This is a genomic window from Kocuria sp. CH-021, assembly GCF_049716185.1.
Taxonomy (GTDB): Bacteria; Actinomycetota; Actinomycetes; order Actinomycetales; family Micrococcaceae; genus Kocuria; species Kocuria cellulosilytica.
Genome location: NZ_JBNAFK010000029.1, coordinates 1 through 25,042 on the forward strand (window position 1 = coordinate 1; position 25,042 = coordinate 25,042).

The window sequence follows — 25,042 nt, forward strand, 5'->3', positions numbered from 1 at the left end:
TCATCTTCGGGAGGCCTCGACCCCTATCCGGCGACCGACGCGCCGACCCGCACTACACCCTGGATCCTGAAGAGCCGAAAATGTCGCACGGGCATCCCGAAACAGGCGTCACGTAGTCAGGGGAACACCGGAGCTGCCCGGGAATTCCACGATGCAGTGGCGTGCACGAGAATCCACTTCGTTCCGGCGTTCGGTCCCGACCCGTTCCTGCCGTGCTGCGGCATGGTCCACGGCCCCTGACAGGGACGCCCCGGCCGGCCACCGCGCTCATGATGAGCGGGCCGAGGGCCGACGCTCCACCGTCTGTCGAGCAGAAGCCCTGCCCACTAGTGTGAACTGTGTCTCGTTACACCCTGTCCCAGGAGCCCACGATGTCCTCTCGAAGCCGTCCCCTGTCTCGGCGCACCGTGCTCGGCGGTCTCGCCGCTGCCGGGACTGTCCCTCTGCTGACGCCGGTCACCGCTGCCTCGGCGGCCGGGGCCAGGGCGCCGCTGCGCTCCGAGGCGCGGACCAAGGTCGTCCTCCTGGGCACCAACGGGGGACCGGGATGGGGCGCCACCGAGCCGCCGCGGAGGGGCATCGCGAGCGCGCTGGTCGTCGGTGACCGCTACTACCTGATCGACACCGGCGAGGGCGTCGGATTCCGGCTCATGGACGCCAAGCTCGGGAACTGGGAGTCCCGGGCCGCGCTGAGCGACCTGCGCGCGATCTTCCTCACCCACCTGCACTCGGACCACATCAACGACCTGTCGAACATCCTCAGCCTGGGCGCCTACAACGGCCTGGTGGCCGCGGACCGTCCCGTCCCGGTCTGGGGACCCGGCAACCGCGGGGCCCTGCCGCCGAAGACCGGCACCCACCCGATGCCACCCATCACCGCCCCGGAGAATCCCACCCCGGGCACCGAGGAGATGGTGGGGCTGCTCGTGCGGGCCTTCGCCACGGACTTCAACGACCGCGCCATCGACGGCGGCATGCCGGCCCCGCAGGACATGTTCGCCGGCCACGACATCCCCCTGCCGGAGCGGCTCGTGGACGACCCGAACGGTGATCCGCACCCGCGGATGAAGCCGGTGGTCTTCTACGAGGACGACCGGGTGACGGTCTCGGCGACTCTCGTCCAGCACGCGCCGATCTTCCCGTCCTTCGCCTTCCGCTTCGACACCGAGGACGGCAGCGTCGTCTTCTCCGGCGACACCGGGCCCAGCGACAACCTCGTCCGGATGGCCCGAGGGGCGGACGTGCTGGTGCACGAGGTGATCGCCACCGAGTGGGCGGCCCAGCGCTACCCGGAGCCCCGCAGTCCTGAGGACGAGGCCGCCTTCCAGCACCTCGTCAAGTCCCACACCCCGGTCGAAGAGGTCGGCGCCGTCGCGGAGCGGGCCGGTGTCCCGACGCTCGTGCTCAACCACTTCGTCCCCGGCAGCTGGCCGCTCGAGAAGTGGCAGGCCGCGCAGCAGGGATACAGCGGCCGTCTGATCGTCGGAGCCGACCTGGACGAGATCGGGCTCTAGTGCAGGCTCCCTGAGTTCCTGTCGTCGGTGCCGGGCCGCAGGTAGGCGGCCAGGTTCGCCAGCGACGAGGCGAACCCCGCGGCGTGGTCCTCGGCGGAGATCCCGTCGGGGACGTTCTCGGCGCGGATCTCCACGCGGGTGCCGTCCTCGACCCGGGTGAGCTCCCAGGTCATGGTCATCGTGCCGGCGTAGGCCGGGTCGTCGGAGACGAAGTCCCCGGCCTGCACGATGCGCACCCCAGGAACCAGCTCCACGAAACGGGCCTCCACGACATCGGAGGCGGCGGTGGTCTTGCCCGGGGCGCCGGCGGCGTCGTCGTAGGTGAGGACCATGCGGGAGGACCCGCCCGGGCGGGCGTCGAAGCGCTCGAAGCGGGCCGTCATCCCCTCCGGCGGCAGCCAGGCCGTGAGCGCGTCCGGGTCGACCAGGGCGGCGTAGACCTGCTCCGGTGAGGCGGCGACCACCCGTGCGGCGGTGTCCGTGCGGGTCATGCGGCCATCGTAGGACCTGGCCCCGCACCGGCTCCAGGGGTCGGCGGCCATCAGACGGGTTCCCCTCAAGGGGTGGCGCCGATCACGTCACATCGTATACGATCGCCAGCAAGAGACCCGGGCCGCACCGCTGGACCTGCTGGACCCGGGCCACCTCCGCAGACCACGAAGGCAGGACGGCATGGCAGAGACGACACCGGCTCCTCCCGGGGCCACCGGGCCCGTTGACTTCACCGACAGGGCGAACCGCCCCGGGAAGGTCATCGCGCTGCACCTGAACTACCCCTCCCGCATCGCCCAGCGGGGCCGCTCCCCGAAGTTCCCCGGCTACTTCCTCAAGGCCGGGACCTCCATCGCCCGGACCGGCGCCACGATCGAGCGCCCGGCCGGCACCGAGCTGCTGGCCTACGAGGGCGAGATCGCCCTGATCATCGGGCAGACGTGCCGCCGGGTGCGCCCGGAGGAGGGCTGGTCCAAGGTCTCCGGCATCACCGCCGCCAACGACTGGGGCCTGTACGACCTGCGCCACGCCGACAAGGGCTCCAACGTCAAGAACAAGTCCGGGGACGGCTACACCCCGCTCGGGCCGGACGTCATCCCGGCCGCCGGGCTCGACCCGGCCGCGCTGCGCGTCCGGACCTGGGTCAACGGGGACCTCGTCCAGGACGACACCACCGAGGCGCTGGTCTTCCCCTTCGGCCAGCTCGTGGCGGACCTGTCCCAGCTCATGACGCTGGAGGAGGGCGACGTCATCCTCACGGGCACCCCGGCCGGTTCCTCCGTGGCCCAGCCGGGCGACGTCGTCGAGGTCGAGGTCGATGCGCCCGAGGCGCCCGGCGCTCCCTCCAGCGGACGGCTGGTCACCCGCGTGGTGGCCGGTGAGGAGCCGATGGCGCCCTACGGGCACGGCCCCCAGGTGGACGACACCCAGCGGGAGGAGGCCTGGGGCTCACGGGAGGCCGCCGGGCTGGCGCCGGCCGCGGCCGACGCCGAGCCGTACCACTACGTGCCGGCCGCCCCGGTCCCCGACCGCACCCTGCTCACCGACGAGCTCAGGGCGAAGATCAACGAGACGGCCGTGGCCACGATCACCGCGCAGCTGCGCAAGCGGGGGATCGACAACGCCACGATCGACGGCGTGCGGCCCACCCATCCCGGCCACCGCATCCTCGGCTACGCCAAGACGCTGCGCTACGTGCCCAACCGGGAGGACCTGTTCAAGGCCTTCGGCGGCGGGTTCAACGCCCAGAAGCGCGCCATGGACACGGTGCAGCCGGACGACGTGGTGGTCATGGAGGCCCGGGGTGAGAAGGGGACCGGCACCCTCGGCGACGTCCTCGCCCTGCGCGCCAAGGTGCGGGGCGCCGACGCGGTGATCACCGACGGCGGGGTGCGGGACAGCGCCGCTGTCGCCGAGGTCGGCATCCAGGTCTACTCCAGCGGCGTCCACCCGGCCGTGCTCGGCCGCCGCCACATCCCCTGGGAGGTCGGCGGGACGGTGGCCTGCGGAGGGACCACCGTCCAGCCGGGCGACATCGTCATCGGCGACGACGACGGCGTCGTGGTCGTCCCCCCGCAGCTGCTGACCGAGGTGATCGCCGACGCCTGGGAGCAGGAGCAGCAGGACGCCTGGGTGTACGACCGGGTGGCGGAAGGGCACCCGGTGGACGGGCTGTTCCCGCCCAACGCCGAGTGGAAGCGCAAGTACCAGGAGCACCAGCAGCGGCACGCCGACCGGGACGCCCGGTGAGCACCGAGGTCCTCCGGTCCAAGTCGGAGACGGCCTACCACGCCATCCTCGAGGGGGTCCAGCAGGGCCGCTTCGCCCCGGGCAGCCGCCTGGTGCTGGCCCAGCTGGCCGCCGAGCTCGAGATGTCCGTGGTGCCGGTCCGCGAGGCCGTGCGGAGGCTCCAGCAGGACGGGCTGGTGGCCTATCAGCGCAATGTCGGGGCGACCGTGGTGGGCATCGATCCCGTGGAGTACCGCTACACCATGGAGACCCTGGCCCTGGTGGAGGGATTCTCCACCGCCCAGTGCGCGCCGCTGGTCACCGGGGCCGAGCTGCAGCGGGCCCGGGAGATCAACGACCGGATGCGCCGGGTGCTGGACGACTTCGACCCGGTGAGGTTCACCGCGCTGAACAAGCAGTTCCACTCCACCCTCTACGAGCACCACCAGAACGCCCACATCCTCGAGCTGGTGCACCGCGGCTGGAACCGGCTGGCCGCTCTGCGCTCGTCCACCTTCGCCTACGTCCCCGGCCGGGCCCGTGCCTCCGTGGACGAGCACGACCACCTGCTGGACCTCATCGCCGAAGGCGCCCCCTTCGACGTCGTCGAGGCCGCCGCGAGACAGCACCGCCTCAACACGCTCGACGCCTACCTGGCGTCACGAACCACACCCCAGGACACCGCACGCCGAAAGGACACACCATGACGAGCACCGAGACCGACGCCCAGAACGCACAGCGCTGGGTTCCGGCCCACCTGCCGGAGAAGATCCAGCACTACATCAACGGCGAGCACGTCGACTCGATCGACGGCGACACCTTCGACGTGCTGGACCCCGTCACCAACCAGCCCTACCTGAAGGCCGCCTCCGGCAAGGTCGCCGACATCGACGCCGCCGTCGCCGCCGCCAAGGACGCCTTCGAGAACGGCCCGTGGCCGAGCATGCTCCCGCGTCAGCGGTCCCGGGTGCTGCACCGGATCGCCGACATCGTGGAGTCCCGCGGCCAGGACCTGGCCGAGATGGAGTGCTTCGACACCGGTCTGCCGATCAAGCAGGCGCTCGGCCAGGCCCAGCGCGCCGCCGAGAACTTCCGCTTCTTCGCGGACCTGATCGTCGCCCAGGCCGACGACACCTACAAGGTGCCCGGCCGCCAGGTGAACTACGTCAACCGCAAGCCGATCGGCGTGGCCGGGCTCATCACCCCGTGGAACACCCCGTTCATGCTGGAGTCCTGGAAGCTGGGCCCGGCGCTGGCCACCGGCAACACCGTGGTGCTCAAGCCGGCCGAGTTCACCCCGCTGTCCGCGTCCCTGTGGCCGGGCATCTTCGAGGAGGCCGGTCTGCCGGCCGGTGTGTTCAACATCGTCCACGGCTACGGCGAGGAGGGCTTCGCCGGCGACTCCCTGGTCAAGCACCCGGACGTCCCGCTGATCTCCTTCACCGGCGAGTCCCGCACCGGCCAGATCATCTTCGGCAACGCCGCACCGTACCTCAAGGGCCTGTCCATGGAGCTGGGCGGCAAGTCGCCCGCCGTCGTCTTCGAGGACGCGGACCTGGAGGCGGCCATCGACGCGACGATCTTCGGGGTCTTCTCCCTCAACGGCGAACGCTGCACCGCGGGCTCGCGCATCCTGGTCCAGCGCGGCATCTACGACGAGTTCGTGTCCCGCTACTCCGCCCAGGCCCAGCGCGTGAAGGTCGGCCTGCCGCACGAGGAGACCACCGAGGTCGGCGCCCTGGTGCACCCCGAGCACTTCGAGAAGGTCATGTCCTACGTGGAGATCGGCAAGCAGGAGGCCCGCCTGACCGCCGGCGGCGGCCGTCCGGAGGAGTTCCCCGAGGGCAACTTCATCCAGCCGACCGTCTTCGCCGACGTCGCCCCGGACGCCCGGATCTTCCAGGAGGAGATCTTCGGCCCCGTCGTGGCGATCACCCCGTTCGACACGGACGAGGAGGCCCTGGCGCTGGCCAACAACACCAAGTACGGCCTGGCCGCCTACATCTGGACGAACGACCTGAAGCGGTCCCACAACTTCGCCCAGAACGTCGAGGCCGGCATGGTGTGGCTGAACTCCAACAACGTCCGCGACCTGCGCACCCCCTTCGGCGGGGTGAAGGCCTCGGGACTGGGCCACGAGGGCGGCTACCGGTCCATCGACTTCTACACCGACCAGCAGGCCGTGCACATCAACCTCGGCGAGGTGCACAACCCGGTCTTCGGCCGCCAGGAGCAGGCCGCCGAGGAGCTCCAGGCCTGATCCTCCGCGCCTGCCGACACCCACCACTCAGCACAAAGGACAGCACCATGACCCACCTCGACGACCGGACGATGACGTCCTCCGGCTTCTACGTCTCGCAGGAAGCCCCGATCCGTTCCGACAACCCGATCCCCACCCCGCAGGCGCCCGCGCCGGACATCCTGCGCTGCGCCTACATGGAGCTCGTGGTCACCGACCTGGAGCGCTCGCGGGAGTTCTACGTGGACGTGCTGGGGCTGACCGTGACCGAGGAGGACGAGAACACCGTCTACCTGCGGTCCCTGGAGGAGTTCATCCACCACAACCTCGTGCTCCGGAAGGGTCCGGTGGCCGCGGTCGCCGCCTTCTCCTACCGGGTGCGCAGCCCCGAGGACCTGGACAAGGCCGTGGCCTTCTACGAGGAGCTCGGCTGCCGCGTGGAGCGCCGCCCGGAGGGCTTCACCAAGGGCATCGGCGACTCGGTGCGCGTGCAGGACCCGCTGGGCTTCCCGTACGAGTTCTTCCACGACGTCGAGCACGTCGAGCGGCTGGCCTGGCGCTACGACCTGTACACCCCGGGCGCCCTGGTCCGCCTGGACCACTTCAACCAGGTCACCCCGGACGTGCCGCGCGCCACGAAGTTCATGCAGGACCTGGGCTTCCGCGTCACCGAGGACATCCAGGACGACGAGGGCACCGTGTACGCCGCCTGGATGCGCCGCAAGCCGACCGTGCACGACACCGCCATGACCGGCGGCGACGGCCCCCGCATGCACCACGTCGCCTTCGCCACCCACGAGAAGCACAACATCCTGGCGATCTGCGACAAGATGGGCGCCCTGCGCATCTCCGACCGCATCGAGCGCGGACCCGGCCGCCACGGCGTCTCCAACGCGTTCTACCTGTACATCCTCGACCCGGACGGCCACCGGATCGAGATCTACACCCAGGACTACTACACCGGCGACCCGGACAACCCGGTCGTCACCTGGGACGTGCACGACAACCAGCGCCGTGACTTCTGGGGCAACCCGGTGGTCCCGTCCTGGTACACCGACGCTTCCCTGGTCCTGGACCTGGACGGCAACCCGCAGCAGGTCGTGGCCCGCACCGAGGACTCGGAGATGGAGGTGACCATCGGCGCCGACGGGTTCTCCTACACCCGTGAGGGCGACGCGAACGGCACCTACAAGGGCGAGGCCGCCAAGGGCTTCAAGCTCGGCAACCAGCTCTGACCCTCCCCGGGGCGATGGCGGCCGGCCGGCTCCCTGCACGGAGCCGGCCGGCCGCCGCCGTCCCGGAGACAGAGCACCCGCAGAACACAGGAGAGGACATGCTGGACCACGAGACCCATGTGAAGATCGCCGATGAGCTGCACCGGGCGGGGCTGGACCGCACGCCGGTGCCGCGGCTGACCAAGCGGTACCCGCAGATGGAGATCGAGGACTCCTACGCGGTGCAGAGGATCTGGGCGCAGCGACAGGAGGAGGCCGGCCGCACCAAGGCCGGGCACAAGATCGGGCTGACCTCCAAGGCCATGCAGGACGCCACCGGCATCGACGAGCCGGACTACGGGGTGATCTTCGACGACCAGGTGGTCGAGTCCGGCCACGTCTACGAGTGGGCGCGGTACACCCACCCGCGCATCGAGATGGAGCTGGCCTTCGTCCTGAAGGAGGACCTCGCCGGCCCCGGCGTGAACCTCTTCGACGTGCTGCGCGCCACCGAGTACGTGGTGCCGGCCCTCGAGGTGCTGGACTCGCGCATCGAGATGGAGGGCCGGACCATCACCGACACCATCTCGGACAACGCCGCGCTCGGCTCCATGGTGATCGGGGGCCGCCCGGTCGCCCCGGACGCCGTCGACCTGCGCTGGGTCGCCGGGGCGCTGTGGCGCAACGAGGAGATCATCGAGACCGGGGTGGCCTCCGGGGTGCTCAACCACCCGGCCAACGGGGTGCACTGGCTGGCGAACCGGATCGCCGGCCACGGGGACCGGCTGGAGGCCGGGGAGATCATCCTCGCCGGGTCCTTCACCCGCCCCATGTGGGTCCACGCCGGGGACACCGTGTACGCCGACTACGGAGAGCTGGGGACCATCACATGCCGATTCGCCTAGAACCGCAGCCCGGGTTCAAGGACCTGTTCACCGAGGCCGCCCGCGCGAAGCGCGGCGGGCGGCCGGCGGCCGGCATGTTCGTCAGCTCGGGAGACCCCACCGCGACCGAGATCTGCGCCTCGGCCGGCCTGGACTACCTCCTGCTCGACGCCGAGCACTCACCGCTGGGACTCGAGACCGTCCAGTCCCAGCTGCGCGCCATGGCCGGCTACCCGGTCGTCCCCGTGGTGCGCGTGCCCGCGCTGGACACCGTGCTGGTCAAGCAGTTCCTCGACCTGGGCGCACAGTCCCTCGTCATCCCGATGGTGGACAGCGCCGGGGACGCCGAGGCGGCCGTGCGCGCCATGCACTATCCGCCGCGCGGGGTCCGCGGAGTCGGTTCCGCACTGGCCCGCTCGGCGCGGTGGAACCGGATCCCGGACTACCTGGACCGGGCCGCCGACCTGGTCACCCTGGTCGTCCAGGTCGAGTCCGCCGCCGCCGTCGAGAACGCCCGGCAGATCGCCGCGGTCGACGGCATCGACGGCATCTTCATCGGTCCCTCCGACCTGGCCGCCTCCATGGGCCTGCTCGGCCGACAGGACCACCCCGACGTGGTGCTCGCCGTCAAGGACGTCATCGCCGCCGTGCAGCAGGCGGGGAAGTTCGTGGGGGTCAACGCCTTCGCGCCGTCCCAGGCCCAGGACTATCTCGACGCCGGCGCCGACTTCGTCAACGTGGGCGCCGACGTCGCGCTGCTGGCCCGCGGGACCGAGGCGCTCGCCGACGCATGGTGCGCTCCGGCAACGGGGGAGCAGGCGCCGCGCGGGTCCTACTGATCCGACGGGGCTGGTCGCTGCCCGAGACGGGCGGCGACCAGCTCGGCGCTGTGCGCCAGCCGCCGGCCCAGCGCCTCGACGTCGAGCCGGCGGGTGGCGTAGACGACGGCCAGTGCTGCCGGCAGGTGGCCGGGAGCACGCAGGGGAACGGCCACGGAGGACACCCCGTCCAGCACCTCGTTGCTGCTGACGGCGAATCCGCGCTCCCGGGCCTGCTCCACCTCCGCGCGGGGGCGGACGCCGCCCGTCAGCTCGGTGAGCTCGTCCGGGTCCATGCCCGCCTGCACGGCGAGCCCGGGGGCGCCGCGGTCCAGCGGGTGGCGGGTGCCCGGGCGCTGGGTGACGGCGTGGCCGCGGAAGGGCTCCACCGTCACCAGCGTGATGCACTCCTCCTGGCCCCAGACCGCCACGAAGGCGCTCATCTGCAGCTCGTTGGCCAGCGCGGTCAGTTCCGGCAGGGACGCCGACTGGAGGTCCTGCTGCACCCCCCGCGCGAGCACCGCCAGCCCGGGTGCGCCGATCAGCCGGCCGGTGGAGTCCCGGGTCAGCAGGCCGTAGCTCTCCAGGGTCCGCAGGATCCGGTAGGCGATCGACCGGTGCACGCCCAGCTGGGCGGCCACGTCGGCGATCGTGGGCGGCTCCTCGGCCGAGACCACGAGCTCGAGCATGCGCAGCCCCCGGGAGAGGGTCTGCGAGGGCGCCGCCGCAGCGGCGGCCCGGCCCTGCATGCTCCCGGTCGACTGCGCGGCCGGCGTCCTGCTCGCCGGCACCTGGGCGGAAGGACGTCCCTGAGCGTTCACCGTGGCCCCTTTCTGTGGGCGGTCTGACGAGGTTCCCCGGGCCGGGTCGCGGAGCGGCCCCGGAGGCCTGACGGGTCTCGGCCCGGGGGCGACCATGTTTTCACCGCAGCGGAGCGTGAGCGGCGTCGCAGGGTCTTGTGAGGACGATCACCCACCGTATATGATCTGTCCCAAGAGTTCGATAAAAGAACGGTGTGTTCCATTATAGAACACGCAGGCCGTTCCTCCCTCTCATTCCGCCAGGAGGCCCCATGCTGTTCCACCACCACGGGTACGTGTCCACGGACCCCCGTGTCCAGCCCGCCGCCGGTGTGGGCGTCGACCGTTCCCCCGAGCTGCCCGAGACCATGGACGTGCTCGTGGTCGGCGCGGGCCCGGCCGGCATGACCGCCACCGCCCAGCTGGCCAGCTTCCCGGACGTCATGACCTGCCTCGTCGACCGCCGCCCCTACCGGCTGGAGATCGGCCAGGCCGACGGCATCCAGGCCCGCAGCGTCGAGACGTTCCAGGCCTTCGGCTTCGCCGAGGAGATCACCGCCGAGGCGTTCCACCTGAGCGAGATGAACTTCTGGAAGCCGGACCCGGCCGACCCGGGGCACATCGTCCGGACCGCACGGGCCGTGGACGACCCCACGGGGGTCAGCGAGTTCCCGCACCTGATCGTCAACCAGGCGCGCGTGCTGGACTACTTCGCCCGCTTCGCGAAGAACGCCCCGTCCCGGACCGCACCGTACTTCGGCTGGGAGTTCGTGAAGCTCGAGGTCGGTGAGGGGGAGTACCCGGTCACCGTGACCCTGAAGCGCACCGGCGACCAGCCGGAGGGCGGCACGGGCCCGGGCGAGGAGCGCGTCGTGCGCACCAAGTACGTCCTGGGGGGCGACGGCGCGCGCTCGAAGGTCCGCCGGGACATCGGTGCCCAGCACGTGGGCGCGGTGTCCTACCACGCGTGGGGCGTCATGGACGTCCTGGCCGAGACCGACTTCCCGGACATCCGCACCAAGTGCGCCATCCAGTCCAAGCACGGATCGATCCTGCACATCCCGCGCGAGGGCGGCTTCCTGTTCCGCATGTACGTGGACCTGGGCGAGGTCAGCGCGGACGACGCCGGCGCCGTCCGCAGGACCCCGATCGAGTCGATCGTGGCCCAGGCCAACCAGATCGTCTCGCCCTACACCGTGGACGTGAAGGACGTGGCGTGGTGGAGCGTCTACGAGGTCGGCCACCGGGTGACGGACCGCTTCGACGACGTCCCCGTCGAGGAGGCGGGGCAGCGCAGCCCGCGGGTGTTCATCGCCGGCGACGCCTGCCACACCCACTCGGCCAAGGCGGGCCAGGGCATGAACGTCTCCATCCAGGACGCGTTCAACCTGGGCTGGAAGCTGGGCCACGTGCTGACCGGGCTGAGCCCCGCGTCGCTGCTGTCCACCTACTCGGCCGAGCGCCAGCCCGTGGCCCAGAACCTCATCGACTTCGACCGGGAGTGGTCCGCCATGATGGCCGCCAAGCCGGAGGAGCTGGGGAGCGCGTCCGCGCTGGAGGACTTCTACCAGAAGACCGCCGAGTTCCCGGCGGGCTTCATGACGGAGTACCCGGCCGGGCTGCTCGTGGGCGAGGCGGTGCACCAGGACCTCGCCACGGGCTTCCCCCTGGGCAAGCGCTTCAAGGCGCATCCGGTCAAGCGCGTCTCGGACACCAACCCGAAGTTCCTGGGCCACCAGCACACCGCCGACGGGCGGTGGCGGATCTACGCCTTCGCCGACGCCGCCGTGTCCTCCGCGCAGGACTCGGCGCTGCGGGCCTGGGCCGAGTGGATGGACTCCGCGGAGTCCCCGGTGCGCCGGTTCACCCCGGAGGGCCAGGACCTCGACGCCCTGTTCGACCTCAACGTGGTCTACCAGCAGCCGCACGAGGAGGTGGAACTGATGAAGGTGCCGTCCGTGTTCCGCCCGAAGGTCGGCAGGTTCCAGATCTCGAACCTGAACAAGGTGTGGGGCACGGACCCGGCCGATGACATCTACGCGGCCCGGGGGCTGAGCCGGGACGGCGTGGTCGTGGTGGTCCGCCCGGACCAGTACGTCGCCCACGTGCTGCCGCTGACCGCGACCGCCGAGCTGTCGGACTTCCTGACGCCGATCTTCACCATCTGATCGGTCTGCTGCCCACCTACCAGTCCGTGGGGGGTGCTCGCCCCGGTGCTGCTGGGCCTGCTGCGCATCGTCCAGGGCATCTCGGCGGGCGGCGAATGGGGCGGGGCGGCCCTGATGGCCGTGGAGCACGCGCCGGCCGAGCGCCGTGGGCTGGCCGGTTCCATGCCCCAGCTGGGCGTGCCCCTGGGCCTGCTGCTGGCCACCGCCGTCACCGCCCTGATGACCGGGGTGATCTCCCCCGGGGAGCAGTTCCTCGAGTGGGGATGGCGCATTCCGTTCGCCGCCTCGATCGTCCTCATCGCGGTCGGCTACTTCGTCCGCATCGCCGTGGACGAGTCCCCCGTCTTCCAGGAGATCGCCGCCAAGAAGGAGCAGGCGAGCGTCCCGATCGTGGAGCTGTTCCGCAAGTACTGGCACCTCGTGGCCATCGCGGCCCTGATCTTCGTGGGCAACAACTCCGTGGGCTACATGTCCACCGGCGGCTTCATCCCCGCCTACGCCACCTCGGACGCGGTCGGGCTCTCCCGGACCGACGTGCTGGTCGCCATGACCTTCGCCGCCACCGTGTGGCTGGTCTCCACGCTGGGGGCCGGGATCGTCTCCGACCGCATCGGGCGCAAGCTCACCTACCAGATCGGCTACGTCTGGCTGATCCTCACGATCTGGCCGCTGTTCCTGCTCATCGACTCGGGCTCCCTGCTCAACCTGTACATCGGACTGGGCCTCGTCTGCATCGGTACGGGCCTGACCTACGGCCCCCAGGCCTCCCTGTACTCCGAGCTGTTCCCGGCATCGATCCGGTTCTCCGGCGTGTCGATCTCCTACGCGATCGGCGCCATCCTCGGCGGTGCCTTCGCGCCGATGATCGCCCAGGCCCTGCTCGACGCCACCGGCGGCACGCCCGCCATCGCCGTCTACCTGATCGGGATGTGCGTGGTGGCCCTGGTCGCCGTCAGCCTGGTCCGGGACCGCTCCAGGATCGACCTGTCCATCAACAACCAGGCCGAGCAGGAGATCGGGAGCACGGTGTTCGACAAGCGCCCGGTGCCGGACCGGCCCCGCCGGATGAGTGCTTCCAGGAGCTGAAGGAGCCGGTCCCGGGCCTCACACCACCCGGGCGTCGATGAGGGCGGGGCCGTCCGCCCGCAGAGCCTGCTGGTAGGCCTCCTCGAACTCCGCCCGGGTGGTGGTGCGGGTGGCGGGCACCCCGTACCCCTGGGCGAGGGACACGAAGTCGATCTCGCCCAGGACCAGGCCCGGCACGTCGGGCACGCCCATTCGCTCGGCGAATCCGGCCAGCGCGCCGTATCCGGAGTTGTTGACGATCACGAACACGGTGCGGGTGCCCCGCTGCGCCGCCGTGTACAGCGCGGTGATGCCGTAGTTGGCGGACCCGTCGCCGACCGTGGCCACGACGGTCGCCTCCGGCGCGGCCAGGGAGATCCCGACGGCGGCCGGCAGGCCGAAGCCGAGACCGCCGGAGGCCGGGAAGTGATAGCCGCCCGGCCGGTCGACGGCGACCCGCTCGAGATACTCCAGGTCCAGGGTGGTGGTCTCGTTGACGTAGACCACGCGGTTGTCGACGTGCTGGTTCAGGACCTCCAGGATCTCTGTGCCCGTCATCCCCTCGGGAGAGGTCCTCGCCGCGGGCAGCCGGCGCTCCGGGCGCCGAGCACCGCGGTCCCGCACGCCCTCGGCGAGCACGGTGACGGCATCGGCGACATCGGCGACGACCGCCCGGCCGAAGGGGGCGCGGGTGGCCTCGGACGGATCCTGCGTCACCTGCCAGACCTGCGTGCCGGGCTCGAGGTAGTCCCCCGGCTCCCACCGGTGGTACCGGAACACCGGTGCGCCGAGCACGAGCACCGTGTCGTGCCCGGCCAGCCGGCGGCGCACCGAGTCGATGCCCGGGACCAGGACGCCGCCGAAGTTGGGGTGGGTGGTGGGGAACGGTGCCCGGGACGGGGACGGCGCCACGTACACCGTCGCGTCGGCGTGCTCGGCCAGCCGGAGCACGGCGGCGAAGACCGCGGGATCCGCGACCGCGGCCGCGTCGACCTGGGGGCCCAGCACCAGCGCCGGGCTCCGGGCGTCGTCGACGGCGGCGACCAGCTCACGGGCGATCCGATCGGGCAGTCCGCCCGCGGTGGTCACCGAGCGTTCGAGCAGCAGGGCGTCATCGGGAAGGGCCGGTTCGCTCCAGTCGTCCAGGGGGACCGACACGTAGACAGGGCCTCGTGGATGGGTGGTGGCCTCGAGGACGGCCTGGGACAGCGTGCGCGGCACATCGGTGGCGGACAGGGGCTCGTGCGCGTACTTGGTCAGCGGGTAGGTCAGCATTCCCGCCTCCATGTTGGCGAGCATGGCTTCCTGCCCGACCGTGCGCCGCACCTGCTGGCCCGCCAGCAGCACCAGCGGCACGTGCGCATACCGGGCGTTGGTCAGCGCGCCCATGGCGTTGCCGGTTCCGGACGCGGCGTGCAGGTTGACCAGGACCGGCTTGCCGGAGGCGCGGGAGTAGCCCTCGGCCATGCCCACCACCACCTGCTCGTGCAGTCCCAGCACGAAGTCGAAGTCCTCGCCCAGCCCGGCCAGGAAGGGCAGCTCGTTGGACCCCGGGTTGCCGAAGATCAGGGTCATGCCGTGCGCACGGAACAGGTCCGCGGAGGCCTCCAGGACTGTCCTGCCGTCTGCCATGGTTCGACTCCCGTCAAGTGAGTGGTGCAACGCGGCCGCTCCGCCGGTTCGACGGCCTGGATGCCGGTCCGGAGCTCCTCCGGTCCGATCCGGTGGAAGGCCCGGGCCGAGAACCTGCGGACCCCTGCCTCTCGGAGGGGTGGATCCGACCGGTCGTCGCCACAGCGTGCTGTTGGGCCCAGCGTATCCGCTCCCCGCGGACCTCGGCCGGAGTCGGCCGGCCGCGGCTCTTGTCACCGCAGGTCGGACCGCGATAGGAACGACACCAGGGACGCCTCACGGTGGGCGTCCCGAAGGGAAGGACCCACGGTCGTCCCGGCCTCGACCGGCGATCCGGCGAGGTCGCGGCGGCCGTCATGACCCGCCGCGGCGCCCCGGCACCCGGAGACTCCCGAGTGTCCCGGTTCCCGGTGGAGAGGCCGGACCAGCGGGCGTGGACCTGCCCGCCGAGACGAAAGGCACGCGATGAACGCCACCCCAGACGCCCCCCGCCCCTCCGACCCGGAGGAGGAGGAGAACACGCAGGACCGGTCGAACCCGGCCTCGGACGCCTCGGACGGGCTGGCCGATCCGGAGTCCGCGGAGCACTTCCGCCAGGCCGTCGAGGACCGCCTGAGCGAGCCGGCGCCCGAGGCCTCCGGTGCCGAGGAGCCGGCACCCGGGGAGGACCCGGACGAGGACAACCCGGTCTCCGTGGACAATCCGGAGTAGGGACCCGTGGGGCGGCCGTCCCCGGGTGTTCCGAGCCGCCGGGCCTGCCGGAGGGGCGGGGCTCAGCCCTCGCAGTCGGTGCAGTAGCTGGTCCCGTTCTTCTGGCGGGCGAGCTGGGAGCGGTGGCGGACCAGGAAGCAGGAGCCGCAGGTGAACTCGTCGGCCTGCTCCGGGACGACGGCCACGGTGAGCTCTTCGTGGGAGAGGTCCGCCCCGGGCAGGTCGATGCCCTCGGCGGTGTCGAAGTCCTCGGCGTCGATGACCGCGGTCTGGGTGGTGGCGCTGCGCTGGACCTGGATCGCCTCCAGGGACTCGTTGGCCGGCTCGTCCTCGGGTCGGGTGCGCGGAGCGTCGTAGTCGGTGGCCATGATGTGGTGCGTCCTCCTGGAGCGGGGTGGTGCTGTGCAGGGGCGGTTCTGCACGGAAGGACCAGAGTGTACCCCACCGGACGAGGGTCCGGTGCACGCCCGTGATTGCGGCATCTGCACCTGACGCGGCGGGCGGCGCCGTCCCGGTCAGCGGCGGGCGTCCGAGGTCTCGTCCTCGAGGTCGTCGAGCACCCACTCCGACAGCTGCCCGGCCGGAACGACGGTCGTGACGTCGGTGCGCCGCAGTGCCTCGTGGAGCGACCGCGGCCCGTCCGTGGCGTCGGCGTCGAAGGCGGCCAGCGCCGCCGTGTACCCGGCGGCCAGGTGGTGCGCCCAGGCCCGGTGGCGGGCGTAGCAGGGGTGGCCGGGATCGGCGCTGCGCACCTCCAGCCACCGTGCCGTCTCCGCGGGATCGAGGGGGAGGGGCACCAGCACCTGGTGCAGGGGCCAGGTGACCTCGGCCCAGCGTCCCGCGGGGGTCTCGTTCATGGGGTAGTAGGTGGCGATCCATCGGACGGGGGAGTGGGGGTGCAGCTCGACGGCCAGAGCCCCGGAGGCGGAGTGGATGATGCCTTCTTCCTGTGCGCAGAGGGAGCGGGGCGGCCTGGGGCTGGACCGCATCGCCGGACCGGGGGTCCGGCGCTGATCACTCAGACTAGGCATGTGGCCGAGGTCCGTGGAAGTGCATTGAACAGTGTGACGACGAGCTGTCCTCCCCGGTGCTGACACCGGGCGCCCAGGGGCGTCGCTTCCGCTCGTGACCGGTGCCCGGGGCCGTGACGCCGATTTTCGTCGAACGCGAATATTCGGGAATCTTCTTCTCCCCGAGGGAGGACGCGGCCTTGCCGGCTCGGGCAGAGTGATCCGCATCACCTGCAGCAGGTGTCTTCGTCGGAGAGGTCACGGCGTGGACGGCCACCCGGCCGTCCACCGTCGTCTCCCGCGGATCCGGCCGGCTCCACCGGGACGGCCGGTTCCGTCCGCACCCACCGGTGCTCTCCGGCGGTCCGGCGGCACCGACCCTCCGTCCGCGCTCCCGCTGCGCCACCCGCCGTTCAACCGGCAACGAAGACCCCACCGATCGAAGAGGAGATGATCGCATGAACCGCCGGACTGTTCGACTCAATGAGCACGAGGTGACTCCCGTGGGACTGTGGAGTCTGCGGGCCGGAGCGCCCACCGTGGCCGTCCTGGTCTCGCTGAACTTCCCCGGTCTCGCTCCGCACACCCGGGACCTGATGCGCCGGACGACCCGCACCGCCCTGCAGACGCTGGTCAACGCCGGCGCCCGCCCGGTCCTGGTCGACTCCAGCGCCCGGCAGCTGCCCGATCCCGCGGTCACGGCGGCCGCGGACGGGGTCCTGGTGCTCGGAGGCGGGGACGTCGACCCCTCCCTGTACGGCGCGGAGGGGCACGAGCCTCACGAGTACGGGGTGGACCGGCGCGCTGACCTCTACACCCTGCAGCTCGTCCGGGAGAGCCTGGGCCGTGACGCCCCCCTGCTGGCCGTCGGCCGGGGCTCCCAGCTGCTCAACCTGGCCTGCGGGGGAACCCTCATCACCCACCTCGACACCTGGCACCGGCACCGGGGCGGACCCGGGCAGGCGATGTGCGTGGAGGAGGAGGTCACCCTGGAGCCGGAGAGCCTGCTGGCGGACGTCCTCGGCGCCCGGCGGCTGACCGTCCGGTCCGCCCACCACCAGGCGGTGGGCGTCGTGGCCCCCGAGCTGCGCGTCACCGCGGTGGCCGAGGACGGCATGGTCGAGGCGACCGAGCACCGCGACCTCGGCTGGGTCGTCGGTGTGCAGTGGCACCCGGAGGACCCGCGCGGTCCGGGGGCGGACCGGCGGAAACTGTTCGCCGCCTTCGTGGAGCAGGCCCGCTCCGCCCGGCACCGGGCCCCGGAGGTGTCGCTGGCGGCCGCGTGAACCGTCCCGCCGCCCGTCCGTGCCGAGGAGCTCCGGGCCTCGGCACGGACGGGCGCAGCCTGCCGGAGCTCCGGCAGGTCATCTTCTCGACGCGCCGGCTCCGTGGACGAGGGGCTTCCGGGGCAGAGCCGGCCCGGACCAGCGCACCGGCCGCGGTCCGGTCCCGGCGGCAGCGGCAGGACACCGGTGCGCGCCGGGTCCGCGCGGGAGCATCCGGGCGTCCGACGCTCTACTCTGTCAACATGCTGATCACCACCGCGGCACCGCCCGCCCCTGCCGAGACCACGCCGGAGGCCCTCCGATGAGCGGCGGTCTGATCGCCCTGCTGGACGACGTCGCCGCCCTGGCCCGCGTCACCGCGGCCTCCGTGGACGACATCGGCGCGGCCGCGGGCCGGGCGAGCATGAAGGCCGCCGGCGTCGTCGTCGACGACACCGCCGTGACCCCGCAGTACGTCCAGGACGTCTCCCCGGCCCGCGAGCTGCCCATCATCTGGCGCATCACCAAGGGCTCGCTGCGCAACAAGCTGATCTTCATCCTCCCGGTCATCCTGCTGCTGAGCCAGTTCGCGCCGTGGCTGCTGACCCCGATCCTCATGCTCGGCGGCAGCTACCTGTGCTTCGAGGGGGCCGAGAAGATCTGGGCGAAGGTCTCGGGCCACGGGGCGAAGACCAAGACCCCGGTGGTCGAGAAGGGCAAGGACGCGGAGGACACGATGGTCGGCGGCGCGGTGCGCACCGACCTGATCCTCTCGGCCGAGATCATGGTCATCTCCCTCAACGAGGTGGCCGATGAGCCGCTGCTCTCGCGCGCGGCCATCCTGGTGGTCGTCGCACTCGGCATCACGGTCCTGGTCTACGGCGTGGTGGCCCTGATCATCCGGATGGACGACTTCGGCCTGCACCTGGCCGAGCGGTCCTCCCCGACCACGCAGAAGATCGGCCACGGCCTGGTCAAGGGCATGCCCGGGCTGCTCGCGGTGATCTCGGTGGTGGGCACGGCCGCCATGCTCTGGGTGGGCGGGCACATCATCCTCGTGGGCCTCGACGAACTGGGCTGGCACGCCCCCTACGAGGCCGTCCACCACGTCGAGGTCCTCGTGCACGACGCCGTCCCCGGCGGCCTCGGCGCGGCGCTCGCCTGGCTCACGAACACCTTCTTCTCCGCGGTCCTGGGCCTCGCCTGGGGCGCCGTCCTGGTCCTGGTGTGGGAGCTGCTGCCCTTCGGCAAGGGCGAGCACGAGGCCGAGCACGCCGCCCACGGCGCGCACGAGGCGCAGGGCGAGCACCACGGGAAGCACTCCGCGGCGTCCGCCCCGGCAGACTCCTCCCCGGCGGCGTCCGCCGCGGAGGACGGCGGCGCCACGACCGACCGGCCGGATGCCGCCCCGCCGGCCGACGGGGGCTCCTCCGCGGCCCGCTGACCGCCGGACACCGGCTGCCCGTGCCGTGACCGCAGTCCCCTGACCCGGGGTCCGCCGCTCGCCGCGGGCGGCCGGGGACCGCACGCGGAGAGGCGGCCCCGCGCTCCCGGGCGGCGCCGCCCGTCAGAGGTCGTCGGGGTCCCCGGAGCGGGCGCCGAGGTACTCGTCCAGGACGGCGGAGCCCAGGTCCGCCGGGTCCGGGGCCACCACGCGCCCGTCGATCCGCTCGGCCATCCGCCGCAGGAACCGCTCCAGCCCGGGGTCGTCGCCGAGCCGGAAGAACGTCGCCTGGGCCCCCATGCGCCCCAGCCGGTCGAGCTCCTCCACCGTGGCGCGCAGGGTCTCCGGCTCCGTGGGCCAGGAGAACCAGCTCTCGCCGTCGGGCAGCAGGTGCGCCGTGGGCTCCCCGTCGGTGACCACGAGCAGGACGGGCTGCATCGACGGGTGCTTGCGGAAGAACCGCGTGGCGAGCAGCAGCGCGTGGTGCAGGTTGGTGCCCTGCTCCCGCACCGGCGGCAGGCCCGTGAGCTCGTCGACCGGCAGCGCGCGGGCGTAGCGGCCGAAGGCGACGATCTGCAGCTGGTCCCCCCGGAACCGGGTGGAGACGAGGTGGTGGAGCGCCAGCGCCGTGCGCTTCATGGGCACCCAGCGTCCCTCGGCGGCCATGGAGAACGAGGTGTCCACGAGCAGGACGACGGCGGCCTGCGTGCGCGCCTCCGTCTCCGCCACCTCGATGTCCCGGACGTCGAGGCGCAGCCCCCGGCGGGCGTCGCCGCCCTCGGCCGCCGTGCGCCGGATCGCGTTGGTGATCGTGCGGGTGGTGTCCCAGGGCTCGGCGTCCCCGAACTGCCACTCCCGGGTGGCGCCCGAGGGCTCGCCGGCCGCCCCCGCGAGGCGGGTGTCGCGCTGACCGGTCCGGGAGGACAGGTTCTGCGCGGCGTCCCGCAGCAGCGCCTTCCCGATCCGTCGCACCGCCCGGGGCGAGAGCCGCAGGTCGCCGTCCGCGCCGCGCTGCAGGTAGCCGCTGTCCCGCATCGCCTGCTCCAGCTCGGCCAGGGTCCGCGCCGACACCGCGGCGTCCGCGCCCAGCTGGCGCGCGAGCGCGTCGAGGTCCATGTCGTCCAGGTTGGCGCCCCGGTGGTGCTGCGCCAGCTGCTCGGCCAGCGCGTCGAGCTCGGCGATGTCCTGGAGCACGCCCGTGCCGTCGCCGAGCCCCAGGCCGTCCTGGCCGCCGAAGTCCTCGGAGCCGCCCCAGTCCTCACCGGGGCGCAGCCCCTGCAGGTTCGCGTCGAGCCGGCCGAGCTGGTCCATGAGCTCCGGGGAGCCGAACGCCTGGGCGGAGAGCTGCATCAGCTCCTGGCGCTGCTCCGGGGACATGGAGTTCAGCATCCGCTGGGCCGCCGCGGCGCGCTGGGCCATCGCGTCGATCAGCTCCTCGACCGACTGCGGGTTCTCGGGGAAGTGCTCCCCGTGCTTCGCCATGAAGTCCTGGAAGTCCTCGTCGGTGTCCTCGCCCCGGGCGTGCTTCTCGAGCAGCTCGTTGAGGTCCCGCAGCATCTCCGCCACGGCCTCCCGGTCGGCGTCCGTGGCGTTCTCGAGGGCCTGCTTCATCCCGGCGAAGCGCTGGTCCAGCAGCTCGCGGCCCAGGAGGTCCTTGATCTGCTCGTACGCCTCCCGCGCGGACTCGGACTGCCAGTCGTAGGACGCGAGCTCGCTGACGGCGGCGGCCGTGGAGCTCGGCAGGCCGTCGAGCTGCATCTCCCGGAAGGAGCGGTCCATCGGGTCCATCCGGGCGTCCCGCAGGAACTGCTCGCGCTCCAGGCGCAGCGCCTTCTCGAGCAGCTTCTTCGCCTCCTCGAGGGTGCCGCCCAGGCGGTGGCGCTTCAGCAGCTCGCGCCGGCGCTGCTGCACGCGCCGGGACAGGTCGTCGAGACCGTCCCGGCCGCGGCCGCCCCGCCGGAGGAACTCGCGCAGCGCGTCCTCCGGCGAGTAGCCCGCCATGACGTCCTCGGAGACGGCCTCGAGCGCCTCGGACAGGTCCACCGGCGGGGCCAGCGGATCGGGTCCTCCGGCGTACCGGCCGTAGCGGGAGGACCGGTGGTGTGCGGGCATGACGCCCCCTCTGTGTCTTGTGCCGTGTCTCTTCCGGATCCCCGTGCCGTGGACGCGCGGTCGGTGCCGCGGTCCTCCCCGGGCGGGGCGCCTCAGCCGTAGACGGTGCCGCCCTCGTCGGCGTCCTTGGAGATCTTCTGCGCCAGGTAGAGGCCCTCCAGCGCGAGCTCGATCGCGCTGGCGCGCTGTCCCGGCGTGCTCGCGCCCAGGCGCGCGGCGATCTCGTCGTAGGCGGTCCCGGCCCCGTCGTCGTCGTCCGGTGCCAGCTCGGGGAGCCCGGCGAGGAAGTCCCGGGCCGAGACGTCGTCGCCGGTGGACACCGTGGTGCGGCCGTCGAAGGCCTCCACGACCGGTCCGAGGTCGAGACCGCGGAAGCGGCCCCGGACGGTCTCGGCGGTCGCCCGGCGCAGCAGGTGGTCGAGGATCGCGCGCTCGCGGCCCTCCTCGCCGGACTCGAACTCGATCTTGCCGGCCAGGACGTCGGTGGCCGTCTCCATGTCCACCATCCGCGCCACGGCCTCCTCCTCGCCGCGGATCGTGGCGCGCCGCAGCGCCGCCGCCGCGACCGTCTCGGCGCCCGCGATGGCGAACCGTGCCGACACCCCCGAGCGCTGGTCCACCGCGGAGGAGTCCCGCAGCAGGCGGGTGAACCGGGCCAGGGTCTCGAGGATCGTGTCCGGGACCTCGGCGATCAGCTCGGCCTCCTGGCGGATCACGGCGATCTCGTCCTCGAGCTCGAGCGGGTAGTGGGTGCGGATCTCGGCGCCGAACCGGTCCTTGAGCGGCGTGATGATCCGGCCGCGGTTCGTGTAGTCCTCGGGGTTGGCCGTGGCCACCACGAGCACGTCCAGCGGCAGCCGCAGGACGTAGCCGCGGATCTGGATGTCCCGCTCCTCCATCACGTTGAGCATGGCCACCTGGATGCGCTCGGCGAGGTCGGGCAGCTCGTTGATCGCCACGATGCCGCGGTGCGAGCGCGGCACCAGCCCGTAGTGGATGGTCTCCGGGTCCCCGAGCCGCCGCCCCTCGGCGACGCGCATCGGGTCGACGTCCCCGATGAGGTCCGCCACGGACGTGTCCGGAGTGGCGAGCTTCTCCACGTAGCGCTCCGAGCGGTGCCGCCAGACCACGGGCAGCTCGTCCCCCTCGAGCAGGATCCGGCGCCGCGACGCCTCGGTCAGGGGCTCCAGGGGGTGCTCGTTGAGCTCCGAGCCCTCGATCGCGGGGGACCACTCGTCGAGCAGGCCGGCGAGGGTGCGCAGCAGGCGGGTCTTGCCCTGGCCGCGCTCGCCCAGCAGCACCACGTCGTGGCCGGCGAGCAGGGCCCGCTCCAGCTGGGGCAGCACCGTGCGCCCGAGCCCGTGCAGGCCCGGCCAGGGGTCACCGCCCTCGGCCAGCGTGCGCAGGAGGTTCTCGCGGATCTCCTCGCGCAGGGTCCTGTGGGCGACGCCGGCGGCGCGGAGCTCGCCGAGCGTGCGGATGTCCGGGTGATCGGTCACAGCGCCAACTTAACCCCGGCGTCAAGGGGCGCCCGTGCGCGGGGGTCCGGCGTCGTCGGCAGCGGTGCGTCCCGCCGCCCGCGGCGGCGCTCCCCGGCGGCGCTCCCCGGCGCCCGACGGCAGGGCCCGACGGCAGGGCCCGACGGCGGAGCCCGGCCGCGGCCCACGGCGGTGCCGGGCCGCGGCCCCTGTGGCCGCGGGGGTCCCGCCAGTACGCTGGTGCATCATGGGCACTCGCAAGGCACCACGGAGCACCCTCGTCCTGCTCGTGCGGCACGGGGAGACCCCCACCACGGGCAAGGTCCTGCCGGGGCGGGCCCCCGGCCTGCACCTGTCCGAGCGCGGCCGGGCGCAGGCGGACCGGGTGGCGGAACGGCTCGCGGGGGTCCGCGTCGACGCCGTCTACACCTCCCCGCTCGAGCGCACCCGCGAGACCGCGGCGCCGACCGAGGCCCGGACCGGCCGGGAGGCGGTCGTGGAGCCGGGCCTGCTCGAGTGCGACTTCGGGGAGTGGACGGGCGAGGAGCTCTCCCGCCTCTCCCGGCTCAAGGCCTGGTCGACCGTCCAGCGGGCGCCCTCGACCTTCCGGTTCCCCGGCGGGGAGAGCTTCCCTGAGATGCAGGCGCGGACGGTCGGCGCCGTGGACCGGGTGCGGGCGGCCCACGAGGGCGGGGTGGTGGTCTGCTTCTCGCACGCCGACCCCATCAAGGCGGCGCTCGCCCACGCCCTGGGCACGCACCTGGACCTCTTCCAGCGCATCGTGGTCAGCCCGTGCTCGGTCTCGGCGGTCTCGTACGCGCCGGGACAGGCGCCGGCCGTGCTCACGGTGAACTCCACCGACGAGCCGCTGGCCGGCCTGAGGGTGTCGTGAGCGGACGCTGATGGGCGAGCTCGTGCTCCTGACGGAGGGCCGGATCGAGCTCCTCGGCATGATCCGGGAGAGCAGCAACTCCGCGCTGCTCGTCGAGGTCACGCTCGAGGAGCAGACGGCCTGGGGGATCTACAAGCCCCTCGAGGGCGAGCGGCCGCTGATCGACTTCCGTCCCGGCCTGCACCGGCGGGAGCGCGCCGCGTACGTGCTGAGCGAGTTCCTGGGCTGGGGCCTCGTCCCGCCCACCGTGCTGCGGCAGGACGGCCCGTTCGGCGCGGGGTCCCTGCAGCGGTTCGTGGAGCACGACCCCCGGCAGCACTACTTCACTCTCTACGACGCCGCCCCGGACACCCACGACGCCCTGCGCCGGATCGCGCTGTTCGACCTCGTGGCCAACAACGCCGACCGCAAGGGCGGCCACGTGCTGCGGGGCGCCGACGGGCGGATCTGGGGGATCGACCACGGGCTGTGCTTCGCGGCCGCGTTCAAGCTGCGGACCGTCGTCTGGGACTTCTCCGGCGAACCCGTCCCCGAGGAGCTGCTCCGCGACATCGCCCCGCTGGCCGACGACGTCCCCGCCGAGCTCGCCGAGCTCCTCGACGCCACGGAGGTGGCCGCGCTGCGGCGGCGGGTGCGCCGGCTGCTCGACGAGGCGGTCCTGCCGGTGGACGCCACCGGCCGCCGGATCCCCTGGCCGCTGCTGTAGCCGCGGGCCGGTCGTGCGGATCCCGCCGCCCCGGTGCCGTCACGGCCGGAGCGGGAGCTCCAGGGCGAGTTCCGTGGCGGCCTGCTGCAGCTGCGGCAGGTATGTCCGCAGGCCCTCGAGGTCGGTGCGGAAGAGCGGGGCCGCCAGGGCGACGGCGGCGATCAGCCGGTGCGACGGGGACAGGACCGGCACGGCCACGGCGGCCATGCCCACGTCGTTCTCCTCCTGCTGGCCCGCCCAGCCCTGGACGCGGATCCGCTCGACCTGGCGCCGGAGCTCCGCGCGGTCGGTGAGCGAGTGCCCGGTGCGCGGGACGAGCTCGATCGTCTCCAGCAGGCGCTCGCGGGTGCCCGGGTCGCTGAAGGCCAGCAGCGCCTTGCCGATGGCGCTGGTGTGCAGGGACCCGTGGTCCCCGGGGTCGGTGGTGGTGCGGAACTGGGGGCCGTCCACCTTGCGCACCGTGAGGAAGTGCGGCCCGTCGAGCACGCCGAGGATCGAGCTCTCCCCCGTGACCGCGGTGAGGTGCTGGAGGATCGGTGCCGCGGCGCCCTCGAAGCCGCGGGTGCTGGCGACCTTCTGTCCCAGCTGGTAGACGCGCAGGCCCAGCCGGTAGCGCTTGTCCTGCGGGTCGTAGGTCGCGAAGTCCGTGCTGACCAGGGTGTTCAGCAGCCGGTAGACGGTGCTGAACGGGTACTGCGCCTGCTCGGCGATCTGCGCGGCGGTGGCGCCGTGCGGGTGCTCCCCGAGCAGGGTCAGCAGGCCCAGGGCCTTGCCCACGGTTCCGGAGGCCTCGGTCGTCATGATGACACCTTCCTTGACACGGTCTGTGAGGTACATCATGCTCATAATTCAAATAACAGCAACAGTTGC

General features: G+C 72.3%; 22 protein-coding genes. 14 read left to right on the forward strand and 8 right to left on the reverse strand.

Annotation, left to right across the window (positions count from 1 at the left end):
• Window positions 1-371: 371 nt before the first annotated feature.
• Window positions 372-1,514, forward strand: coding sequence for an MBL fold metallo-hydrolase (locus ACPYN7_RS16750; protein ID WP_424348399.1), 1,143 nt, complete (start codon window positions 372-374; stop codon window positions 1,512-1,514).
• Here the strand turns inward: ACPYN7_RS16750 and ACPYN7_RS16755 are convergent.
• Window positions 1,511-2,005, reverse strand: a complete 495-nt coding sequence (locus ACPYN7_RS16755; protein ID WP_424348400.1) for an SRPBCC family protein — start codon at window positions 2,003-2,005, stop codon at window positions 1,511-1,513. The genes ACPYN7_RS16750 and ACPYN7_RS16755 overlap by 4 nt on opposite strands.
• A 181-nt stretch (window positions 2,006-2,186) precedes the next feature.
• Between ACPYN7_RS16755 and ACPYN7_RS16760 the strand changes: the two genes are divergently transcribed.
• The 6 genes from ACPYN7_RS16760 (at window position 2,187) to ACPYN7_RS16785 (ending at window position 8,910) form a co-directional block, all read left to right on the forward strand.
• Complete coding sequence (locus ACPYN7_RS16760; RefSeq protein ID WP_424348401.1) at window positions 2,187-3,755, forward strand: fumarylacetoacetate hydrolase family protein; 1,569 nt, start codon at window positions 2,187-2,189, stop codon at window positions 3,753-3,755.
• Entirely contained in the window at window positions 3,752-4,441 is a 690-nt protein-coding gene (locus ACPYN7_RS16765; RefSeq protein ID WP_424348402.1) for a GntR family transcriptional regulator, read from the forward strand. Before ACPYN7_RS16760 ends, ACPYN7_RS16765 begins: the two co-directional genes overlap by 4 nt.
• On the forward strand, window positions 4,438-5,994 hold the full coding sequence (gene hpaE / locus ACPYN7_RS16770; RefSeq protein ID WP_424348403.1) for a 5-carboxymethyl-2-hydroxymuconate semialdehyde dehydrogenase: 1,557 nt from the start codon (window positions 4,438-4,440) through the stop codon (window positions 5,992-5,994). The genes ACPYN7_RS16765 and hpaE overlap by 4 nt, the downstream gene beginning before the upstream one ends.
• A 47-nt stretch (window positions 5,995-6,041) precedes the next feature.
• The gene (gene hpaD / locus ACPYN7_RS16775) at window positions 6,042-7,208 is read left to right on the forward strand and encodes a 3,4-dihydroxyphenylacetate 2,3-dioxygenase (RefSeq protein ID WP_424348404.1); all 1,167 of its coding nucleotides are present in this window, start codon (window positions 6,042-6,044) and stop codon (window positions 7,206-7,208) included.
• A 98-nt stretch (window positions 7,209-7,306) separates the two neighbouring features.
• Window positions 7,307-8,092, forward strand: coding sequence for a 2-keto-4-pentenoate hydratase (locus ACPYN7_RS16780; RefSeq protein ID WP_058872784.1), 786 nt, complete (start codon window positions 7,307-7,309; stop codon window positions 8,090-8,092).
• The gene (locus tag ACPYN7_RS16785) at window positions 8,077-8,910 is read left to right on the forward strand and encodes an HpcH/HpaI aldolase family protein (RefSeq protein ID WP_424348405.1); all 834 of its coding nucleotides are present in this window, start codon (window positions 8,077-8,079) and stop codon (window positions 8,908-8,910) included. Before ACPYN7_RS16780 ends, ACPYN7_RS16785 begins: the two co-directional genes overlap by 16 nt.
• Here ACPYN7_RS16785 and ACPYN7_RS16790 read toward each other — a convergent pair.
• On the reverse strand, window positions 8,904-9,638 hold the full coding sequence (locus tag ACPYN7_RS16790; RefSeq protein WP_424348429.1) for an IclR family transcriptional regulator: 735 nt from the start codon (window positions 9,636-9,638) through the stop codon (window positions 8,904-8,906). The genes ACPYN7_RS16785 and ACPYN7_RS16790 overlap by 7 nt on opposite strands.
• 323 nt (window positions 9,639-9,961) lie before the next feature.
• Between ACPYN7_RS16790 and ACPYN7_RS16795 the strand changes: the two genes are divergently transcribed.
• Window positions 9,962-11,857 carry an FAD-dependent monooxygenase gene (locus ACPYN7_RS16795; protein WP_424348406.1) on the forward strand — a complete coding sequence of 632 codons (1,896 nt, stop codon included), beginning with the start codon at window positions 9,962-9,964 and terminating at the stop codon, window positions 11,855-11,857.
• Between the two features lie 33 nt (window positions 11,858-11,890).
• Window positions 11,891-12,943: an MFS transporter gene (locus tag ACPYN7_RS16800; RefSeq protein ID WP_424348407.1), complete on the forward strand. Its 1,053-nt coding sequence runs from the start codon at window positions 11,891-11,893 to the stop codon at window positions 12,941-12,943.
• Window positions 12,944-12,961: 18 nt separating this feature from the next.
• Here ACPYN7_RS16800 and mdlC read toward each other — a convergent pair whose 3' ends face one another.
• Window positions 12,962-14,554 carry a benzoylformate decarboxylase gene (mdlC, locus tag ACPYN7_RS16805; RefSeq protein WP_424348408.1) on the reverse strand — a complete coding sequence of 531 codons (1,593 nt, stop codon included), beginning with the start codon at window positions 14,552-14,554 and terminating at the stop codon, window positions 12,962-12,964.
• Window positions 14,555-15,019: 465 nt separating this feature from the next.
• On the opposite strand from mdlC, the gene ACPYN7_RS16810 reads away from it, so the two are divergent.
• Window positions 15,020-15,265 carry a hypothetical protein gene (locus ACPYN7_RS16810; RefSeq protein WP_424348409.1) on the forward strand — a complete coding sequence of 82 codons (246 nt, stop codon included), beginning with the start codon at window positions 15,020-15,022 and terminating at the stop codon, window positions 15,263-15,265.
• 62 nt (window positions 15,266-15,327) lie between these two features.
• On the opposite strand, the gene ACPYN7_RS16815 is transcribed toward ACPYN7_RS16810, so the two are convergent.
• Entirely contained in the window at window positions 15,328-15,633 is a 306-nt protein-coding gene (locus ACPYN7_RS16815) for a DUF4193 domain-containing protein (protein WP_298587864.1), read from the reverse strand.
• A gap of 147 nt (window positions 15,634-15,780) precedes the next feature.
• Window positions 15,781-16,122, reverse strand: coding sequence for a hypothetical protein (locus ACPYN7_RS16820; protein WP_424348410.1), 342 nt, complete (start codon window positions 16,120-16,122; stop codon window positions 15,781-15,783).
• Window positions 16,123-16,778: 656 nt separating this feature from the next.
• On the opposite strand from ACPYN7_RS16820, the gene ACPYN7_RS16825 reads away from it, so the two are divergent.
• Both ACPYN7_RS16825 and ACPYN7_RS16830 read left to right on the forward strand, forming a co-directional pair.
• Complete coding sequence (locus ACPYN7_RS16825) at window positions 16,779-17,561, forward strand: gamma-glutamyl-gamma-aminobutyrate hydrolase family protein (RefSeq protein ID WP_424348411.1); 783 nt, start codon at window positions 16,779-16,781, stop codon at window positions 17,559-17,561.
• A 301-nt stretch (window positions 17,562-17,862) separates the two neighbouring features.
• Window positions 17,863-18,984, forward strand: a complete 1,122-nt coding sequence (locus ACPYN7_RS16830; protein ID WP_424348412.1) for a DUF808 domain-containing protein — start codon at window positions 17,863-17,865, stop codon at window positions 18,982-18,984.
• Between the two features lie 123 nt (window positions 18,985-19,107).
• Here ACPYN7_RS16830 and ACPYN7_RS16835 read toward each other — a convergent pair whose 3' ends face one another.
• Window positions 19,108-21,096, reverse strand: coding sequence for a vWA domain-containing protein (locus ACPYN7_RS16835; protein ID WP_424348413.1), 1,989 nt, complete (start codon window positions 21,094-21,096; stop codon window positions 19,108-19,110).
• Between the two features lie 92 nt (window positions 21,097-21,188).
• Complete coding sequence (locus ACPYN7_RS16840; protein WP_424348414.1) at window positions 21,189-22,595, reverse strand: magnesium chelatase; 1,407 nt, start codon at window positions 22,593-22,595, stop codon at window positions 21,189-21,191.
• Window positions 22,596-22,821: 226 nt separating this feature from the next.
• On the opposite strand from ACPYN7_RS16840, the gene ACPYN7_RS16845 reads away from it, so the two are divergent.
• Together ACPYN7_RS16845 and ACPYN7_RS16850 are read left to right on the forward strand one after the other, a co-directional pair.
• Window positions 22,822-23,466 carry an MSMEG_4193 family putative phosphomutase gene (locus tag ACPYN7_RS16845; protein ID WP_424348415.1) on the forward strand — a complete coding sequence of 215 codons (645 nt, stop codon included), beginning with the start codon at window positions 22,822-22,824 and terminating at the stop codon, window positions 23,464-23,466.
• A gap of 10 nt (window positions 23,467-23,476) precedes the next feature.
• On the forward strand, window positions 23,477-24,172 hold the full coding sequence (locus ACPYN7_RS16850; RefSeq protein ID WP_424348416.1) for an SCO1664 family protein: 696 nt from the start codon (window positions 23,477-23,479) through the stop codon (window positions 24,170-24,172).
• Window positions 24,173-24,211: 39 nt separating this feature from the next.
• Here ACPYN7_RS16850 and ACPYN7_RS16855 read toward each other — a convergent pair whose 3' ends face one another.
• On the reverse strand, window positions 24,212-25,012 hold the full coding sequence (locus ACPYN7_RS16855) for an IclR family transcriptional regulator (protein WP_368824482.1): 801 nt from the start codon (window positions 25,010-25,012) through the stop codon (window positions 24,212-24,214).
• Window positions 25,013-25,042 lie beyond the last annotated feature (30 nt).

Bases quoted from the DNA above. Each gene is read 5' to 3' on its own strand.
- ACPYN7_RS16750 (WP_424348399.1), top strand. From the start codon at position 372: ATGTCCTCTCGAAGCCGTCCCCTGTCTCGGCGCACCGTGCTCGGCGGT.
- ACPYN7_RS16755 (WP_424348400.1), bottom strand. From the start codon at position 2,005: ATGACCCGCACGGACACCGCCGCACGGGTGGTCGCCGCCTCACCGGAG.
- ACPYN7_RS16760 (WP_424348401.1), top strand. From the start codon at position 2,187: ATGGCAGAGACGACACCGGCTCCTCCCGGGGCCACCGGGCCCGTTGAC.
- hpaE (WP_424348403.1), top strand. From the start codon at position 4,438: ATGACGAGCACCGAGACCGACGCCCAGAACGCACAGCGCTGGGTTCCG.
- hpaD (WP_424348404.1), top strand. From the start codon at position 6,042: ATGACCCACCTCGACGACCGGACGATGACGTCCTCCGGCTTCTACGTC.
- ACPYN7_RS16780 (WP_058872784.1), top strand. From the start codon at position 7,307: ATGCTGGACCACGAGACCCATGTGAAGATCGCCGATGAGCTGCACCGG.
- ACPYN7_RS16785 (WP_424348405.1), top strand. From the start codon at position 8,077: ATGCCGATTCGCCTAGAACCGCAGCCCGGGTTCAAGGACCTGTTCACC.
- ACPYN7_RS16790 (WP_424348429.1), bottom strand. From the start codon at position 9,638: ATGCAGGGCCGGGCCGCCGCTGCGGCGGCGCCCTCGCAGACCCTCTCC.
- ACPYN7_RS16795 (WP_424348406.1), top strand. From the start codon at position 9,962: ATGCTGTTCCACCACCACGGGTACGTGTCCACGGACCCCCGTGTCCAG.
- mdlC (WP_424348408.1), bottom strand. From the start codon at position 14,554: ATGGCAGACGGCAGGACAGTCCTGGAGGCCTCCGCGGACCTGTTCCGT.
- ACPYN7_RS16810 (WP_424348409.1), top strand. From the start codon at position 15,020: ATGAACGCCACCCCAGACGCCCCCCGCCCCTCCGACCCGGAGGAGGAG.
- ACPYN7_RS16815 (WP_298587864.1), bottom strand. From the start codon at position 15,633: ATGGCCACCGACTACGACGCTCCGCGCACCCGACCCGAGGACGAGCCG.
- ACPYN7_RS16820 (WP_424348410.1), bottom strand. From the start codon at position 16,122: ATGAACGAGACCCCCGCGGGACGCTGGGCCGAGGTCACCTGGCCCCTG.
- ACPYN7_RS16830 (WP_424348412.1), top strand. From the start codon at position 17,863: ATGAGCGGCGGTCTGATCGCCCTGCTGGACGACGTCGCCGCCCTGGCC.
- ACPYN7_RS16835 (WP_424348413.1), bottom strand. From the start codon at position 21,096: ATGCCCGCACACCACCGGTCCTCCCGCTACGGCCGGTACGCCGGAGGA.
- ACPYN7_RS16845 (WP_424348415.1), top strand. From the start codon at position 22,822: ATGGGCACTCGCAAGGCACCACGGAGCACCCTCGTCCTGCTCGTGCGG.
- ACPYN7_RS16850 (WP_424348416.1), top strand. From the start codon at position 23,477: ATGGGCGAGCTCGTGCTCCTGACGGAGGGCCGGATCGAGCTCCTCGGC.
- ACPYN7_RS16855 (WP_368824482.1), bottom strand. From the start codon at position 25,012: ATGATGTACCTCACAGACCGTGTCAAGGAAGGTGTCATCATGACGACC.